Below are 17,821 nucleotides of genomic sequence, written 5' to 3' on the forward strand. Positions count from 1 at the left end.
GGGTACTTTGGGGTAATTGTCCGATTGATTCTAATCGAATCCGCAAACACCCCCATATCCGGTTTGCGACATGCGATTACAAAAACATCGGAGCCCGAAAGTACGTGAATTCAGCGCAAATCAGGCCAGATTGCGCATTTCGGATAGCTTATTACGGTCTGGAACGCGGATTTCCCGACCTTCCACCACGATACCCGCCTGCTCGGAGAGTTTTTGCAGAACCCGGGAGAACGTTTCCGGGGTCAGGTTGAGGCGTGAGGCCAGCGTCTGTTTGTTGACCGGCAGGTTGACCACGTTGTCGTCGCTGCCCTCCAGACTGTTGAGCAGGTAGCCCACCACGCGCTCCACCGCCGACTCCAGCGTGTAGGTCTCGACATCCTTGAGCAGCGTACGCAGCCGCATCGACAAGCCCGCGAGCATGCGCCGTGCCAGGCGGCTGTCGTCATCCAGGGCGGTGAACAGGGTTTCGGCCGGAATGAACAGCACCAGCGAATCTTCCACCGCCTGCGCCATCACCGGGTAGGGCTGCTCGAGAAACATCACGGCTTCGCCGAAGCTCTGCGAAGGATGAATGATTTCGATCACTTTCTCGGTTCCCTGCCGCGCGACGATGGCGATCTTGATACGACCGTACACCAGCACATACATGCCCTGGCACGGGTCGCCGCGCTGGAACAGCATCTGCCCCTTTTCGTAGCGCTGCTCGATGGCCCTTTCGGCCAACCTCGCCAGTTCGTCCTCGTGGCAAACGCTGAACAATGGAATGTGCTTGAGAAAGGCGTGCGTTGACGGCCCGGACATGATTTTCTCCCTCGATTCTTGACTCTGATCATTCAGCTCGGGCGGCGTGCGCCCGATACTCCCTAATACCCCATCCGGAATTGTATGAAGATGCGACCGCTATCCCCCACCCCCACTCCCGGCCTTGCTCCAAAACCATCGCCGGCCGTCACGCTGCCGGCCTTCTTGCAGGCTCCGCACCGCGTGGCCTTCCTGCCCGGCATGGTATTCGCCATTACGCTGCTGGCAGGCTGGTCGCTGGAAATGAGCCACCGTCTGACCGGCTTTGCCCTACCGTTAGCCATCCCCGCCACACTGGCGCACGGCTTCCTGATGCTGTACGGCATTTTCCCGTTCTTCATGACCGGCTTCATCCTGACCGCCGGCCCACGCTGGCTCAACGTCGACGCGCCGTCGCGCGCGCGCTACCTGACTATTCCGGCACTGATGGCGGCCGGCCTGGTGTTATGGCTCGCCGCCCTGGCGCTGGGCCCGGGCTTGGCCGTGGCCGGCCTGTTGAGTTACGCGCTGGGCTTTGCCGGGCTGGTACTGGTCTTCGGCCAGACCATCCTGGCCAGTCCGCAACCCGACCGGCGCCACGCCATCGCGGTGGAACTGGCCTTCATCGTCGGCGTCGCCGGGCTGATGGCCGCCCTCTACTGGCTGCTCAGCGGCGACACCCTCGGCTGGGCGGTGATGCGTGACCTGGCGCTATGGGGCTTTTTGCTGCCGGTCTTCCTGACCGTCAGCCATCGCATGGTACCGTTCTTTTCCTCGGGCGTGCTTGCCGGCTATACCGTATGGCGGCCGAACTGGCTGCTCTATGCCTTGCTGGCCGGCTCCTTCGGTCATGGCCTGCTGCACATCGCCGCCGTCACCACCCTGCCCGCCGACCTGCCGCTCGCCCTGCTGCTGGCCTACACCTCGTGGCGCTGGCAGTTGCGGGCCAGCCTGTCGGTGCGCTTGCTGGGCATGCTGCACCTGGCCTTTGCCTGGCTGGCGATCGGCTTTACCCTGTACGTCCTGCAAGAAGGGGCCGCCCTCTTCGGCCAACCCCTGCTGGGGCTCGCCCCGCTGCACGCCATCACCACCGGCTTCTTCCTGACCATGGTGATCGCCTTCGTGACACGGGTCAGCCTTGGCCACTCCGGACGGCCGCTGGAAGCCAGTCCTGGCGTATGGCGGCTTTACCTCGCCGCCCACTGGATGGCGCTGGCGCGGGTGCTCGCCGACCTCCTCCCCGCCGGGCTGACCAGCGTGCTGTATGTGGTCGCCGCCGGCGGCTGGCTGCTCACGCTGCTATGCTGGGGTAGGCTGTTCATTCCGGCCTACTTGAAGCGGCGCGAGGACGGCAAGCCCGGCTAAGTATCGATTTTCTCCGTAGCACACCTACCGACCCGACCAAGAGAACCATCATGGCAGCCCAAGACCTGAGAAACATGGCCCCGCCCGGGCCGATCGAAATCATCCTCAATGCGGCCGATGAGCTTCAAGCAGGAGACGAAGCCTCCTTCATCCTACCGCACTTTCCCGGCCCGCTGATTCCGCTGCTGGACGAGTATGCCGCACTCGAGTACCGCTTCGAAACCGGTAGCGAAGGCGGTGTGATGCTGCTCCTGCGCCGCCCGGCGGAGGACTGAGCGCGATACGGCACCGCCCTCACACCCAAGGCAACAAAAAAGCCCGCGCATGCGCGGGCTTTTCACTGACAGCGTTCAGACTCAGCTGCCGGCCTTCAGGCCGAAGGAGTCGGCGGTTTCGCGCGCCGTCTTGGCTTCGTCTTCCAGCAGGGCCTTGATCGACAGACGGATACGGCCGCGGTCGTCCATCTCGATCGCCTTGACCTTCACCACCTGGCCTTCTTTCAGGTAGTCGGACACGTTCTTGATACGCTCGTTGGCGATCTGCGAAATGTGTACCAGACCATCCTTGCCCGGCAGGATCGACACGATGGCGCCGACGTTGTTGTCGAGAATCTTCACCACGGTGCCTTCGTAGATCTTGCCCACTTCGACTTCGACGGTGATTTCCTCGATACGCTTCTTGGCGGCATCGGCACCCTCCTGGGTCACCGAGGCGATGGTGATGGTACCGTCTTCCTCGATGTTGATCTCGGTGCCGGTATCCTTGGTGATGGAGCGGATGGTCTCGCCGCCCTTGCCGATCACTTCGCGGATCTTGTCCGGGTTGATCTTCATCACGAACAGGCGCGGAGCGTGGGTGGACAGCTGCTGCGGACCTTCCACGGCTTCCTTCATCAGGCCGAGGATGTGCAGACGGCCTTCCTTGGCCTGGTCGAGCGCGACCTGCATGATTTCCTTGGTGATGCCCTGGATCTTGATGTCCATCTGCAGTGCGGTTACGCCTTCGGCGGTACCGGCCACCTTGAAGTCCATGTCGCCCAGGTGATCTTCGTCACCCAGGATGTCGGTCAGCACGGCGAAGCGGTTGCCTTCCAGGATCAGGCCCATGGCGATACCCGCCACGTGCGCCTTCAGCGGTACGCCGGCGTTCAGCAGCGACAGGCAGCCGCCGCACACCGATGCCATCGACGAGGAGCCGTTGGACTCGGTGATTTCCGACACCACGCGCATCGAGTAGCCGAACTCGTCGGCGGACGGCAGCACCTGAGCCAGAGCGCGCTTGGCCAGACGGCCGTGGCCGATTTCGCGGCGCTTCGGCGGGCCCATGCGGCCGGCTTCGCCGGTCGAGTACGGCGGGAAGTTGTAGTGCAGCATGAAGCGGTCGGTGTACTCGCCGGCCAGCGCGTCGATGATCTGCTCGTCGCGCTGGGTGCCCAGCGTGGTCACCACCATGGCCTGGGTTTCACCACGGGTAAACAGCGCCGAGCCGTGGGTACGCGGCAACACGCCGGTACGGATGGCGATCGGGCGCACGGTGCGGGTGTCGCGGCCGTCGATACGCGGCTCACCGGCCAGAATCTGGCCGCGCACGATCTCGGCTTCCAGGCTCTTGAAGATGCCCTTGATCTCGTTGGCGGTCAGCGTGTCGGTTTCTTCGGTGATCAGCGCTGCCTTGACGTCGGTCCAGGCTTCGGCCAACACCTGCGTACGCGCCTGCTTCTGGCGGATGCGGAAGCCGTTGGCGATTTTCTCGCCCGACACTTCACGCACCTTGGCGATCAACTCGTCGTTCTGGGCCGGGGCGGACCAGTCCCACATTACCGGGTTGACTTCGTCGGCCAGCTCGTTGATGGCCTTGATCGCGGCCTGCATCTGGTCGTGGCCGAACACCACGGCGCCCAGCATCACGGCTTCCGGCAGTTCCTTGGCTTCGGATTCGACCATCAGCACGGCACGATGGGTACCGGCAACAACCAGGTCGAGCTGGGAGGTTTCCAGTTCGGTCTTGGTCGGGTTGAGGATGTAGTCGCCGTTGGCGTAGCCGACGCGGGCGGCGCCGATCGGGCCATTGAACGGCAGGCCGGAGATCGCCAGCGCAGCGGAAGCGCCGATCATCGCCGGGATGTCGGAATCGATTTCCGGGTTCAGCGACATCACCGTGGCGACGATCTGCACGTCGTGGTAGAAGCCTTCCGGAAACAGCGGGCGGATCGGACGGTCGATCAGGCGGCTGGTCAGGATTTCCTTCTCGGACTGCTTGCCTTCACGCTTGAAGAAGCCGCCCGGAATCTTGCCGGCGGCGTAGGTGCGCTCGAGGTAGTCGACGGTCAGCGGGAAGAAGTCCTGGCCCGGCTTGACGTTTTTCGAGCCGACCACGGATACCAATACCACGGTGTCTTCCATGGTGACGAGAACGGCACCGGAAGCCTGACGGGCTACTTCACCGGTCTCCAGGGTCACGGTGTGGCGACCGTACTGGAAAGTCTTGCTAATCTTGTTGAACACAGGGCATCCCTTTTGCTATTGGTTTGAGGCAAGTGGACTCACAACGGGAACCCCTAGAAATACCGACTGGCTGCGGCAACCGGCATGTCTAGAGGCTCCTCCCGTCGTGTCATTCAGTTAGTGGGCCGGGAAACGAAAAAGTCGCAGACGGGCTGCGACTTTTTCGAACCTGAACCGATTACTTGCGCAGACCCAGGCGGGTGATCAGGGCACGGTAGCTGTCGGCATCGGTGCGCTTGAGGTAGTCAAGCAGACGGCGACGACGGCTCACCAGTTTCAGCAGGCCGCGACGGCTGTGATGATCCTTGGTGTTGGCCTTGAAGTGCGGGGTCAGATCGTTGATACGGGCGGTCAGCAGGGCAACTTGCACTTCCGACGAACCGGTATCGCCTTCCTTCTGCTGGAAGTTTTTAACGATTTCTGCTTTTTGGGCGGCGGTCATAGCCATTTTGATGAACTCCACAATTCAGGTAAGGGCAATTAAGCCCGACAAGTGCAGCGAGCCGAAACCCATCCACACTTCACACTTCGGCTGCCGAGGCAGCCACGAGCCGGAGGGGAGAAAGAACACCAGGTTCCCTGACCTCCCCCAGCCCGACAAATTCCCGCGTTTCGGTAAGGTAAACCCGGAAGCGCAGCATTGTCTCACATTTTTCCGCGATGCGCACCGCCTGCCCCTGGCGAAAACGACCGGCCTGTTCCGGCGCCAGGACGATCTCGGGCAGATGCGCCACCAGCACGTCCATCGGCAGCAGCAGGGCGTCGCGCTCGGTCTCCGGCACGGCCTCCAGGGCCTCCAGGGTGATCGACTGTTCCAGCGTGAAACCACCGGTGGTGGTACGGCGCAAGCCGGTGAGGAACGCGCCACAATCGAGCGCCTCGCCAATGTCTTCGGCCAAGGTACGTACGTAGGTGCCTTTGCTGCACAGCACATCGACCACCGCCTCGCTGCCATCGAAGCTGACCAGTTCCAGCGCATGGATGACGACATCACGCGCCTGACGTTCGATGTCGACCCCGGCACGGGCGTATTCGTACAGCGGCTTGCCCTGGAACTTGAGTGCCGAGTACATCGGCGGCACCTGGCTGATCGGCCCGACAAACTGCGCCAATACCCGTCGCAGCGCGGTTTCGTCGAAGGTCACCGGGCGCTCGCGCAGCACCTCGCCCTCGAGATCGCCGGTGGTGGTCACCTTGCCGAAGCGGATCGTCGCGCGATAGCCCTTGTCGGCATCGAGCAGATAGGACGAAAACTTGGTGGCCTCGCCCAGGCATACCGGCAACAGGCCGGTCGCCAGCGGGTCGAGCACACCGGTATGCCCCGCCTTGGCCGCCGTGAACAGCCAGCGGGCCTTGAGCAGGGCCGAATTGCTAGTCACGTTGTAAGGCTTGTCCAGCAACAGCACACCACTCACGGCGCGCTTCTTGCGCCGCATCTGCGTCATGCCTCGTCGCCCTCTTCCGGCTCGGTCTTGGGCTCGGCGTACTCTTCGGACACTTGGTTGATCAGGCGCGTCATGTGCATGCCGCGCTCGATCGACTCGTCGTAGACGAAATGCAGCTGCGGCGTGGTGAAGATCTGCAGAACTCGGCCCAATTCGCTGCGCAGGTAGCCGGCAGCGTGCTCCAGCGCCTCCTGCGTTACCTCGCGGGTCTTGTCGTCCATCACGGTGTAGTAGATCTTGGCGTGCGAGTAATCGCGCGTCACCTCTACCGAGGTAATGGTAATCCAGCCGGCGCGTGGGTCTTTCAGACCCTTGCGCAAGAGCTCAGCCAATTCGCGCTGGATCTGCTCGGAGATACGATCCGCACGGGAAAAACCTTTTTTGGCTCTGGCCATGGTGTTGATCCTGATTCACTGAAAACACAAAAGCGAGCGCCGTCCGGCCGCAGCCAGAGGGACGCTCGCCCGAACAACGCGCTTAGAGGGTACGCGCCACTTCGACGATTTCGAACGCTTCCAGCTGGTCGCCTTCCTGGATATCGTTGAAGTTCTTCAGCATCAGGCCACACTCGTAGCCCTGCTTCACTTCCTTCACATCGTCCTTGAAGCGCTTGAGCGATTCGAGTTCGCCGGTGTGAACCACCACGTTGTGGCGGATCAGACGGACCATGGAACCGCGCTTCACCAAGCCGTCGGTCACCATACAACCGGCAATGTTGCCGACCTTGGACACCGGGATCACCTGACGGATTTCCACGGTACCGGTGATCTGTTCCTTCTTCTCCGGCGACAGCATGCCGGACATAGCGGCCTTCACCTCGTCCACCGCATCGTAAATGATGCTGTAGTAACGGATGTCGACACCTTCGCTTTCGGCCAATTTGCGGGCCGCGGCATCGGAACGGGTGTTGAAGCCGATCACGATGGCCTTGGAAGCGATCGCCAGGTTGATGTCCGATTCCGAGATGCCACCCACGCCAGAGTGCAAGATGTTGACACGCACTTCGTCGGTGGACAGCTTCTGCAGGCTCTGCGACAGCGCCTCGTAGGAACCCTGCACGTCGGCCTTGATGATGATGGAGAGGTTCTGCACCTCGCCTTCGGCCATCTGGGCAAACATGTTCTCCAGCTTGGCAGCCTGCTGCTTGGCCAGACGCACGTCGCGGAACTTGCCCTGACGGAACAGCGCGATTTCGCGCGCCTTCTTCTCGTCGATCAGCACCATGGCGTCTTCGCCGGCGGCCGGCACGTCGGACAAGCCGAGAATTTCCACCGGAATCGACGGACCGGCTTCATCGATCGCCTTGCCGTTCTCATCGATCATGGCGCGTACACGGCCGAAGGCGGTGCCGGCCAGTACCACGTCACCCTTCTTCAGGGTACCGGACTGCACCAGCAGCGTCGCTACCGGGCCACGACCCTTGTCGAGGCGTGCTTCGACGATCACGCCCTTGGCCGGCGACTCGACCGGAGCGGTCAGTTCCAGCACCTCGGCTTGCAGCAGCAAGCCTTCCAGCAGGTCATCGATGCCCTGACCGGTCTTGGCCGAGACTTCGACGAACATCGCGTCGCCACCCCAGTCTTCCGGCACCACTTCCTGCGCCACCAGTTCCTGGCGGATACGTTCGGGGTTGGCGCCCTGCTTGTCGATCTTGTTCACCGCCACCACGATCGGCACACCCGCGGCCTTGGCATGGTGGATGGCTTCGATGGTCTGCGGCATCACGCCGTCGTCGGCAGCCACCACCAGAATGACGATATCGGTGGCCTTTGCACCACGGGCACGCATGGCGGTAAACGCCTCGTGACCCGGGGTATCGAGGAAGGTCACCACGCCGCGCGGGGTTTCCACGTGGTAGGCACCGATGTGCTGGGTAATGCCGCCGGCTTCGCCCGCAGCGACCTTGGCACGGCGGATGTAATCCAGCAGCGAGGTTTTGCCGTGGTCGACGTGACCCATTACGGTCACCACCGGCGGACGCGGCAGGCGCTCCACCTCGGCACCACCCTCGACGTTCTCGAGGAAGGCATCCGGGTCGTCCATCTGCGCTGCCTTGCCGATATGGCCCATCTCGCCGACCACGATCAGTGCGGTTTCCTGATCCAGCACCTGGTTGATGGTCACCATCATACCCATCTTCATCAGGGTCTTGATGACTTCGACGGCCTTGACCGCCATGCGGTGTGCCAGATCGGCCACGGTAATGGTTTCCGGCACCAGCACTTCATGCACGATCGGCTCGGTCGGTGCGGTGAAAGCGTGCTGACTGTTGCCGCGCGACTTGCCGCCACGCTTGCTCTTCCAGTCACCGCCGGCATCGCCACCCTTGACGCGCAGGCCACGGCCTTTCTTGCCGTCGTCCCAGCTGCGCTCGGTGCCACCCTTCTTGCCCTTCTTCGGTGCAGCAGAACCGGGCGCCGGCGCGGCCGGTGCCGCAGCGCCGGCCCCAGCCTGAGCAGGACGGCCACCGGCCGGAGCCGGGCGCTGACCACCCGCGGCGGGACGCACCCCGGCCGAGCCAGGACGCTGACCGGCACCGGGCTGCCCACTGCGCGGACCGCGCGCATCCTGCGGGCGGCCATCGACGGAGCGCCCGGCGGCGGGGCGCGCTTCGGCCGGCTTGGCCTCGACCGGCTTCGGTGCCGGAGGCGGATTTTCCGCCGCCAGCTTGGCGGCCTGACGGCGCTCTTCGCGCTCGATCTTCTCGCGCATCAGCGCTTCCTGACGAGCGCGGAACGCCAGCTGGCGCTTTTCTTCCGCTTCGCGTGCGGCGATTTCTTCCGGAGACAGGATGGACAGCGGAGCCGGGCGCACCGGGGCTGCCTTGACTTCCGGAGCAGCCGGCTCTTGCGGCTTGGCGTCGACCTTCGGCTCCACCTTGGTCTCAACCGCCGGCTTCGGCGCTTCGGGCTTCTGTTCTTCCTTGACGTCGACCTTCGCCACCACGGGCTCGGCCTTCGCCTCAACCTTCACCTCGACCTTGGCGGGCTCAACCGGAGCGGCGGCAACCGGAGCAACCTCCGGCTTGGCAACGGCGACGGCGGCCGCAACCGGCGCCTCCAGCGGGCGCTGCACCACACGCTTCTTGCGGGTTTCCACTCTTACCGTCGAACCGTCAGCGGTACGGACCTCGCTGGTCTGCTTGCGGGTCACCGTGATCGGGGTCTCGTTACGGGCACCATGCGAACGCTTCAGGTAGTCCAGGAGCTGGGATTTGTCCCGTTCGGAGAGGGTGTCATCCAGCGAGCTTTTGCCGACACCGGCGGCACGCAGCTGTTCCAGCAGGCGATCCGGTGTCAAGCCAAGCTCACTGGCAAACTGTTTTACATTCGTCAATACCATGCGTCTTCCCAAATTCCGTCAATAACTTCCCGAAGCCTTACTGGGCAAACCAGTGTTCGCGCGCCTTCATGATGATTGCACGTGCGGCTTCAGCCTCCATACCGGTCATGTCAACGAGATCATCCACGGCAAGGTCGGCGAGTTCGTCGCGGGTGGTCACGCCATTTTCAGCCAACTTACGCACCAGGTCGGCATCTTCCAGGCCTTCGATGCCCTTCAGATCGTCGGATACGCTTTCCACCTTTTCCTCGGAAGCGATGGCCAGCGTCAAGAGAGCGTCACGAGCGCGGCTGCGCAATTCATTGACTTGCTCCTCTTCAAAGCCTTCGATCTCGAGCATTTCGGCGATTGGCACATACGCCACTTCTTCAAGGGTGGCGAACCCCTCTTGCACCAGCGTCATCGCGGTTGCTTCATCGACACCGAGGTGCTTCATGAAGGTTTCGCGCAGCGCGGCGTCTTCTTCCAGATGTTTTTCTTCGGCCTCGGTCACCGTCATGATGTTGAGGTACCAGCCGGTCAGCTCGGCCGCCAGGCGCACGTTCTGGCCGCTGCGGCCGATCGCCAGCGCCAGCTGCTCCTCGTCCACCACCACGTCCATGGCGTGGTTGTCCTCATCGATCATGATGCGGTTGACTTCGGCCGGGGACAGCGCGTTGATCACGAACTGCGCCGGTTCCGGTGCCCACAGCACGATGTCGACGCGCTCGCCGGCCAGCTCCTGGGTCACCGACTGCACACGCGAACCGCGCATGCCGATGCAGGTGCCCTGCGGATCGATGCGCGGATCGTTGGCCTTGACGGCGATCTTGGCGCGCAGGCCCGGGTCGCGGGCGGCTTCCTTGATCTCCAGGAGGCCCTCTTCGATTTCCGGCACTTCCAGCTCGAACAGCTTGATCAGGAACTCGCGGGAAGTACGCGACAGCACCAGCTGTGGGCCGCGACCGAGGCGGTCGATGCGCATCAGGTAGGCCTTGACGCGGTCACCCACGCGCAGGTTTTCCTTCGGAATCATCTGCTCGCGCGGCAGCACGGCTTCCAGCTTGCCGCACTCGATGATGGCGTTGCCGCGCTCGATACGCTTGACGGTACCGCTGACTAGGTGTTCGCGGCGCTGCAGGAACTCGCTCAGGAGTTGCTCTCGCTCGGCGTCGCGAATCTTCTGCAGGATCACCTGCTTGGCGGCCTGGGCACCGATACGGCCGAATTCGACCGCTTCCATCGGTTCCTCGATGACAGCGCCGACCTCAAGGGACGGATCACGCTCGCGGGCTTCGGCCAGCTCGATTTCCTTGTCGTCGAATTCGAGCATGTCGTCTTCGACCACGGTCCAGCGGCGGAAAGTATGGTACTGCCCGGTATGACGATCGATCTCGACACGGATATCGACGTCATCCTGATTGAATTTCTTTTTGGTAGCAGACGCCAGCGCCAATTCCAGCGCCGTAAAAACCACGTCCTTGCTGACGCTCTTCTCGCTCGCCAGGGCATCAACCAGCAACAAAATCTCGCGACTCATGCAATCCTCCGAATTTTCTTCATTCCCGTGGGGTCGACCCCGCCCAGATCAGAACTCAGGATCAAGCCTGGCCTTGTCGATGATGGCGAGCGGAATGGCCACGGTCCGGCCCTCGAACTCCAGCTGTACTGCGCCATCCACGACGCCAGCCAGACGACCGGAAAATTTCTTTTGCTGTTCAATGGGCATGCGGGTCTTGATCTTGGCCCGCTGCCCGGAGAAGCGTACGAAGTCCGACTCTTTCTTGAGCGGACGATCCAGCCCCGGAGACGACACTTCCAGCCGCTCGTAATCTATGTTTTCGACCATGAAGAGGCGCGTCAGGTGGTTACTCACCAACACGCAGTCTTCCACGGTGATTCCACCGGGTTTGTCGAGAAACACCCTGAAACCGCCCCCAGGGGTCAATTCGAAGTCCACCAGCTCGTAACCCAGACCCGGCAGCGTGTTCTCCAGCAGCAAACGTACATCCATTGCTTTTTCCACAAATAAAAAATGGGCGAAACGCCCATCCCTAACCGTCGGGATTGTAATACATTTCTCCCCGAAAGGAAATCCCGGCGACAAGCCTGCGCCGGCTACCCGCGAATGGAGCACGGGCGTCTTTACGATATGATCGGGCTTCCTGTACATTGGCGAGCAAATAAAACGATCGTTTGTTTATGACAAGCAGCGACCGCTGACCTAATAACAAAAGACGCTCGGCAAAAAGACTTGAGGCGAGGCGTCCCGAATCAAGCACGATGGAGAAACACAGCATGGAAAAACTCTGGCTCAAGAATTACCAGCCCGGCGTCGAGCACGACATCGATATCGACAGTTTCCGATCGATCGATGAGGTGTTCGAGCGGTCTGTCGCCAAGTTTCGCAGCCGCCCCGCCATGGCCAATATGGGGAAGGTGCTGAGTTACGGGGACCTCAACCAGCACGTCGCCGAGTTCGCCTCGTTCCTGCAGCATCGCCTCGGCCTCAAGCGAGGCGACCGTGTCGCCCTGATGATGCCCAACCTGCTGCAATATCCGATCGGCGTGTTCGGCACCCTGCGCGCCGGGCTGACCGTGGTCAACGTCAACCCGCTCTACACGCCGCGCGAACTGGAACACCAGCTCAACGACTCCGGCGCCGAGACCATCGTGATCCTGGAGAACTTCGCCAGCGTACTCGAGGAGGTCATCGCCCGCACCCGGATCAAGCATGTGATCGTGGCGTCGATCGGCGACATGCTGGACTTTCCGAAATCCGCCATCGTCAACTTCGTCATTCGCAAGATCAAGAAGATGGTGCCGGCGTGGAACCTGCCCGGCCATATCCGCTTTCCGGCGGCACTGGCCGAAGGACGCCGCCAGGCGCCGGAACCGGTCGACCTCAACCACGATGACATCGCCTTTCTGCAATACACCGGCGGCACCACCGGGGTGGCCAAGGGGGCGATGCTGAGCCACGGCAACATCGTCGCCAACATGCTGCAGGCGGGAGCCTGGATCAGGCCGGTCATTCACGAGGGGCAGGAGGTCATCGTCACCGCCCTGCCGCTCTACCACATCTTCTCGCTGACCGCGAACCTGATGACGTTCACCGAGGTGGGCGCGCTGAACGTGCTGATCACCAATCCGCGCGACATCGCCGGCTTCATCAAGGAGATGAAGAACTACAAGGTGACGGCCATCACCGGGGTCAACACCCTATTCAACGCCCTGCTGAATCATCCCGACTTCAAGACCGTCGATTTTTCGACCTGGCGCCTGACGCTGGGCGGCGGCATGGCAGTGCAGAAGGCGGTGGCGGACAAGTGGAAGCAGGTCACCGGTGTCACGCTGGTGGAAGCCTACGGCCTGACCGAAACCTCGCCGGCCGCCTGCATCAACCCGCTCAACCTGAAGGAATACAACGGCAGCATCGGCCTGCCGGTGTCGTCGACCGAGATCCAGGTTCGCGATGCCGAGGGGCGCGAGTTGCCGGTCGGCGAAGCCGGCGAACTGTTCATCCGCGGCCCGCAGGTGATGAAAGGCTACTGGCAGCGCCCGGACGAGACCGCCAAGGTGATCGGCGTCGACGGGTTCCTCGCCACCGGGGACATGGCGATGGTGACACCGGGCGGATTCGTCAAGCTGGTGGACCGCAAGAAGGACATGATTCTGGTGTCCGGCTTCAACGTCTACCCCAACGAGATCGAGGACGTGGTGGCGATGCACCCCGGCGTGCTGGAGGTGGCGTGCATCGGGGTGCCGGACGAGAAGTCGGGCGAGGTGGTCAAGGTGTTCGTGACGCGCAAGGACCCCACACTCACCGAACGGGACATCATCGAGCATTGCCGCAAGAACCTGACCGGCTACAAGGTGCCGCGCCACGTCGAATTCCGCAACGAGCTGCCCAAGACCAACGTCGGCAAGATACTGCGCCGCGCGCTGCGCGACCAGGAGCTGGCCAAGTCTCCTTGAAAAAGCGCCCGGCATGCGGCAAAGAAACCCGCTTCAAGCGGGTTTCTTTATGCCATTTACGGCTACACTTGCACAAAAGCCATGCCCAGCAGGAGCCGAATCATGTTGTTGTTGCCGTTTTTCAAGTTGATGGCCGACAAGAGTGCCAGCGATATCTTCTTCACCGCCCACGCCCCGGCCCAGATCAAGATCGAAGGGGTGACGCTGCCGGTCAACGACAAGGCGCTGACCCCGGAACAGGTGAAGACACTGGTCTACAGCCTGATGGACGAGGAGGAGATCGCCGAGTACGAGCGCGAGTTCGAGATGAACTTCGCGCGCCAGGTCGACGATCTGGGCAATTTCCGCGTCAACATCTTCCGCCAGAAAGGGCAGCCGGCAATGGTGATCCGCCGCATCGCCCCGACCATCCCGTCGCTGGAGAAACTCAACCTGCCGGCGATGCTCAAGCCACTGATCATGGAAAAGCGCGGCCTGATCATCGTGGTCGGCGCCACCGGCAGCGGCAAGAGTTCGACCGTGGCAGCGCTGCTGGAGCACCGCAACCAGAGCAAGAGCGGGCATATCCTGACGGTGGAGGATCCGATCGAATTCCTGTTCGAGCACCGCAAGTCGATCGTCAACCAGCGCGAGATCGGGATCGACACCAAGAGCTATCAGACCGCGCTGAAGAACGCCATGCGCGAGGCGCCGGAGGTGCTGATGATCGGCGAAATCCGCGACGCCGAGACCTTGATGTACGCCATCAACTACGCCCAGTCGGGCCACCTCTGCATCACCACGCTGCACGCCAACAACAGCTACCACATGCTGAACCGGGTGATCAGCTTCTTCCCGCCCGACAACCGCACCGCGCTGCTGATGGACCTGTCGGTCTCGCTCAAGGCGGTGGTGTCGCAGCGCCTGGTGCCGACGGTCGACAAGACGCTGACGCCGGCGGTGGAGCTGCTGCTCAACACCTCGCACATCGCCGAACTGATCCGCACCGGAGAAATCTCCAGCATCAAGGAGGCGATCGAGCACAGCATGAGCGAAGGCGCCCAGACCTTCGAGCAATCCTTGTTCCGGCTGTACCGCGATGGCAAGATTACGCTCGACGAGGCGTTGCGCAATGCCGACTCGCCGACCAACCTGTACTGGCTGATCAACCACGGTCACGACAAGCCTGGCGAAGAGCCCGCCGGCAAGCCGGCCGCGGCCAAACCGGCCGGCAAGGATGCCTCCGCCAGCTTTGATGGCTTCACCCTGGACGTTTAACCCGCATCGACATGACCACCACCCTCTACGGCATACCCAACTGCGACACGGTCAAGAAAGCCCGCCAGTGGCTGACCGAGCACCAGATCGACTACGTGTTCCACGACTTCAAGAAACAGGGCATCGCCGAGGCACGCCTGCAGCACTGGATCGAGGCCGTCGGCCTTGGCAAGGTGATCAATCGCCAGGGCACGACCTGGCGCAAGCTGTCCGACGCCGACAAGGCACGGGCCGACGACGTCGGCTCGGCCATCGCGCTGATCCAGGCCAACCCGTCGCTGATCAAGCGCCCGGTGCTGGAACGCGGAGAGTCCGTCGAACTCGGCTTCAAGGAAGACCTCTACGGAAAGGCGTTCGGCCGATGACCAATACCCTGATGCTGACCGAAGAGCTGATCCGCCTCGATTCGGTTACCCCGAACGACGCCGGTTGCCAGGAGCGCATGATCGCCCGCCTGGAGGCGGTCGGGTTCACCGTGGAGCGCATGCGTCACGGCGACGTCGACAACTTCTGGGCCCGGCGCGGCACCAGCGGCCCGGTGGTGTGCTTCGCCGGCCACACCGACGTGGTGCCGACCGGCCCGCTGGACAAATGGGACAGCCACCCGTTCGAGCCGACCATCCGCAACGGCTATCTGTTCGGGCGCGGCGCGGCGGACATGAAGGCCTCGCTGGCCGCCTTCATCACCTCGATCGAGCGCTTCGTGGCGCAGCATCCGGATCACCCGGGTTCGATCGCGCTGCTGATCACCTCGGACGAGGAAGGCAGCGCCATCGACGGCACGGTACGCGTGGTGGATGCGCTGGAAGCGCGCGGCGAGCTGATCGACTACTGCATCGTCGGCGAGCCGACGTCCAACCACGTGCTGGGCGACACCATCAAGAACGGCCGGCGCGGCTCGCTGTCGGGTCACCTGATCGTGCACGGCATCCAGGGCCACATCGCCTACCCGCACCTGGCGAAGAACCCGGTGCACCTGATCGCCCCGGCACTGGCCGAACTGGCGGCCGAGGAATGGGACCAGGGCAACCACCACTTCCCGCCGACCAGCTGGCAGGTGTCGAATGTCCACGCCGGCACCGGCGCCACCAACATCATCCCCGGCACCTGCGAGGTCAAGTTCAACTTCCGCTTCTCGACCGAGCACACCGCCGAGACGCTGAAGGACCGCGTGCACCAGATTCTGGACGCCCACGGCCTGGCCTACGAGCTGCACTGGACCTTGTCCGGCAACCCGTTCCTGACCGAGGAAGGGGCGCTGACGCGGGCGCTGGAGCGCTCCATCAAGCAGGTGATGGGAGTGGAGGCCGAACTGTCGACCACGGGCGGCACCTCGGACGGGCGCTTCATCAAGCGCATCGCGCGCGAGCTGGCCGAATTCGGCCCGGTCAACGCTTCCATTCATAAGCTGAACGAGTGCGTAGAGGTGCACGCCATCGAGCGCCTGTCGGACATCTACGAAGCCGCGCTGAAAAACCTGCTGCTGTGAGCCCCTGCCCCGGCTCCTGAGTGGTGCGTCGGCAGGCCTGGTGTCTGCCGATTTTTCTTGCCCGGGCGGAGCGGGGATATCTTTAGAAAAAGAACCGCAGCGGAACGTTTCCTCTTACCAACTGACTTCGACAACAACAACAAGGACATCCGGCTCATGAAAGAACTGGAAATCGCCAAGATATTCATTTCGCTGCTGGTGCTGGTCAACCCGCTCGGCGCGATTCCGCTGTTCATCAGCCTGACGCCGAACGCGAGCCAGATCGAACGGCGCAAGATCGCCAAGATTTCGTCCACCTCGGTGGCGGTGGTGATCATCACCTCGGCACTGATCGGCGAGAGCCTGCTGAAATTTCTCGGCATCAGCATCGGCTCGTTCCAGGTCGGCGGCGGCCTGTTGGTGATGATGATCGCGCTGGCGCTGATGAACGCCAAGCCCAACCCCACCAAGACCAGCGATGAAGAGCGCGTGGAAGCGGAGTTGCGTACCAATATCGCAGTGGTGCCGATGGCCATGCCGCTACTGACCGGGCCGGGCACCATCTCCACCGTGATCATCTACAGCACCACGGCGCATAGCTGGGTGTCGGTCAGCTACCTGATCGTCAGCGGCCTGTTGATCGCGCTGTCCTGCTACGCCGCGATGGCGATGGCCACGCCGATCAGCCGCTGGCTGGGCCAGACCGGCATCAACATCGTCAACCGGGTGATGGGCATGATCCTGGCGGCGGTGTCGGTGGAGATCATCGTGGACGGGCTGTACCGGCTGTTTCCGCAGCTGAGCCACTAGCCTGCCGAGCATCACGGCAAAAAAGGTTGGCCGAAGGCACGCGCAGTGCGCCTTCGGCCAACCTTTTGTCCCTTGCGCGGCATCGTACCGCCCCCGGATTACCCCAGCTGGCGCCGCTCGTACAGCGCCTGCGCCAGCGTGCCCGGGTCGACGTACTCCAGCTCGCCGCCCACTGGCATGCCGCGCGCGATGCGGCTGACCGCCAGGCCCCGGTCCTTCAGCAGCTCGGCGATCATGTGTGCCGTCACCTCGCCCTCGGCGGTGAAGTTGGTGGCGATGATCACCTCCTCCACCACGCCGTCGAGGGCACGCACCATCAGCTTGTCGAGGTTGACGTCCTTGGGACCGATGCCGTCGATCGGCGACAGCCTCCCCATCAGCACGAAGTACAGGCCGTCGTAGCAACGTGCCTGCTCCAGCATCAGGAGGTCGGCCGGCATTTCCACGATGCACAGCTGGTGCTGGTTGCGCGCCGGATTGGCGCACAGATTGCACAAGGGCGTCTCGCTGAAGGTGTTGCAACGCTCGCAGTGGGTCAGGTTGGCCAGCGCCCGGTCGAGCGAGCGCGCGAGGCGGTCGGCCCCGGCCTGATCGCGCTGCAGCAAGTGGAACGCCATGCGCTGGGCCGACTTGGGGCCGACACCGGGCAGCACCTTGAGCGCGGAAATCAACTGGTCGAGCGAGGGGGGATTTTTCATCGGGTACGCGGCAAAAGGGAAAAAGGTTGGCCGAAGCCTGGGCTTCGGCCAACCTTGGAACCAGCTGGCAATCTTGCTACGCAGCACGGACCGGAACGCATGAGCTGCTCTGCGCGCACGACTCTCCGCCGGAGAATCGCCCGGTCATGATCCTCATGGACGCCATGCCTATTCCGGTTTTTGTGCTGCGCTTCA

The 17,821-nt window shown here is 62.7% G+C and carries 16 protein-coding genes; 7 read left to right on the forward strand and 9 right to left on the reverse strand.

Annotation, left to right across the window (positions count from 1 at the left end):
- Nucleotides 1-120: 120 nt before the first annotated feature.
- Entirely contained in the window at nt 121-801 is a 681-nt protein-coding gene (locus B9N72_RS05095) for a Crp/Fnr family transcriptional regulator (RefSeq protein WP_085275348.1), read from the reverse strand.
- 90 nt (nt 802-891) lie between these two features.
- Between B9N72_RS05095 and B9N72_RS05100 the strand changes: the two genes are divergently transcribed.
- Both B9N72_RS05100 and B9N72_RS05105 read left to right on the forward strand, forming a co-directional pair.
- Nucleotides 892-2,145: an NnrS family protein gene (locus tag B9N72_RS05100; protein WP_085275532.1), complete on the forward strand. Its 1,254-nt coding sequence runs from the start codon at nt 892-894 to the stop codon at nt 2,143-2,145.
- A 50-nt stretch (nt 2,146-2,195) separates the two neighbouring features.
- A complete protein-coding gene (locus B9N72_RS05105; RefSeq protein ID WP_085275349.1) occupies nt 2,196-2,420 on the forward strand; it encodes a DUF2249 domain-containing protein in 225 nt (74 codons plus the stop codon).
- An 81-nt stretch (nt 2,421-2,501) separates the two neighbouring features.
- Here B9N72_RS05105 and pnp read toward each other — a convergent pair whose 3' ends face one another.
- From pnp to rimP, 7 genes are all read right to left on the reverse strand, one after another.
- On the reverse strand, nt 2,502-4,649 hold the full coding sequence (pnp, locus tag B9N72_RS05110) for a polyribonucleotide nucleotidyltransferase (RefSeq protein WP_085275350.1): 2,148 nt from the start codon (nt 4,647-4,649) through the stop codon (nt 2,502-2,504).
- A gap of 178 nt (nt 4,650-4,827) precedes the next feature.
- Entirely contained in the window at nt 4,828-5,097 is a 270-nt protein-coding gene (rpsO, locus tag B9N72_RS05115) for a 30S ribosomal protein S15 (RefSeq protein WP_008954494.1), read from the reverse strand.
- Nucleotides 5,098-5,170: 73 nt separating this feature from the next.
- The gene (gene truB / locus B9N72_RS05120; protein WP_085275351.1) at nt 5,171-6,094 is read right to left on the reverse strand and encodes a tRNA pseudouridine(55) synthase TruB; all 924 of its coding nucleotides are present in this window, start codon (nt 6,092-6,094) and stop codon (nt 5,171-5,173) included.
- The gene (gene rbfA, locus B9N72_RS05125) at nt 6,091-6,489 is read right to left on the reverse strand and encodes a 30S ribosome-binding factor RbfA (protein ID WP_085275352.1); all 399 of its coding nucleotides are present in this window, start codon (nt 6,487-6,489) and stop codon (nt 6,091-6,093) included. Before rbfA ends, truB begins: the two co-directional genes overlap by 4 nt.
- Before the next feature lie 82 nt (nt 6,490-6,571).
- Nucleotides 6,572-9,436 carry a translation initiation factor IF-2 gene (gene infB, locus B9N72_RS05130; protein ID WP_085275353.1) on the reverse strand — a complete coding sequence of 955 codons (2,865 nt, stop codon included), beginning with the start codon at nt 9,434-9,436 and terminating at the stop codon, nt 6,572-6,574.
- A gap of 37 nt (nt 9,437-9,473) precedes the next feature.
- Nucleotides 9,474-10,955 carry a transcription termination factor NusA gene (nusA, locus tag B9N72_RS05135; protein WP_085275354.1) on the reverse strand — a complete coding sequence of 494 codons (1,482 nt, stop codon included), beginning with the start codon at nt 10,953-10,955 and terminating at the stop codon, nt 9,474-9,476.
- Between the two features lie 48 nt (nt 10,956-11,003).
- Nucleotides 11,004-11,429, reverse strand: coding sequence for a ribosome maturation factor RimP (gene rimP / locus B9N72_RS05140; protein WP_085275355.1), 426 nt, complete (start codon nt 11,427-11,429; stop codon nt 11,004-11,006).
- Between the two features lie 284 nt (nt 11,430-11,713).
- On the opposite strand from rimP, the gene B9N72_RS05145 reads away from it, so the two are divergent.
- From B9N72_RS05145 to B9N72_RS05165, 5 genes are all read left to right on the forward strand, one after another.
- The gene (locus tag B9N72_RS05145) at nt 11,714-13,393 is read left to right on the forward strand and encodes a long-chain-fatty-acid--CoA ligase (protein ID WP_085275356.1); all 1,680 of its coding nucleotides are present in this window, start codon (nt 11,714-11,716) and stop codon (nt 13,391-13,393) included.
- A 102-nt stretch (nt 13,394-13,495) separates the two neighbouring features.
- Nucleotides 13,496-14,650 carry a PilT/PilU family type 4a pilus ATPase gene (locus tag B9N72_RS05150; protein ID WP_085275357.1) on the forward strand — a complete coding sequence of 385 codons (1,155 nt, stop codon included), beginning with the start codon at nt 13,496-13,498 and terminating at the stop codon, nt 14,648-14,650.
- A gap of 11 nt (nt 14,651-14,661) precedes the next feature.
- Complete coding sequence (locus B9N72_RS05155; RefSeq protein WP_085275358.1) at nt 14,662-15,015, forward strand: ArsC family reductase; 354 nt, start codon at nt 14,662-14,664, stop codon at nt 15,013-15,015.
- Nucleotides 15,012-16,139 carry a succinyl-diaminopimelate desuccinylase gene (gene dapE, locus B9N72_RS05160; protein ID WP_085275359.1) on the forward strand — a complete coding sequence of 376 codons (1,128 nt, stop codon included), beginning with the start codon at nt 15,012-15,014 and terminating at the stop codon, nt 16,137-16,139. Before B9N72_RS05155 ends, dapE begins: the two co-directional genes overlap by 4 nt.
- 156 nt (nt 16,140-16,295) lie before the next feature.
- Complete coding sequence (locus B9N72_RS05165) at nt 16,296-16,928, forward strand: MarC family protein (protein ID WP_085275360.1); 633 nt, start codon at nt 16,296-16,298, stop codon at nt 16,926-16,928.
- Nucleotides 16,929-17,026: 98 nt separating this feature from the next.
- On the opposite strand, the gene recR is transcribed toward B9N72_RS05165, so the two are convergent.
- Entirely contained in the window at nt 17,027-17,626 is a 600-nt protein-coding gene (gene recR / locus B9N72_RS05170) for a recombination mediator RecR (RefSeq protein WP_085275361.1), read from the reverse strand.
- Between the last annotated feature and the right edge of the window lie 195 nt (nt 17,627-17,821).

The sequence above is a fragment of the Pseudogulbenkiania subflava DSM 22618 genome, from assembly GCF_900177275.1.
Classification (GTDB): domain Bacteria; phylum Pseudomonadota; class Gammaproteobacteria; order Burkholderiales; family Chromobacteriaceae; genus Pseudogulbenkiania; species Pseudogulbenkiania subflava.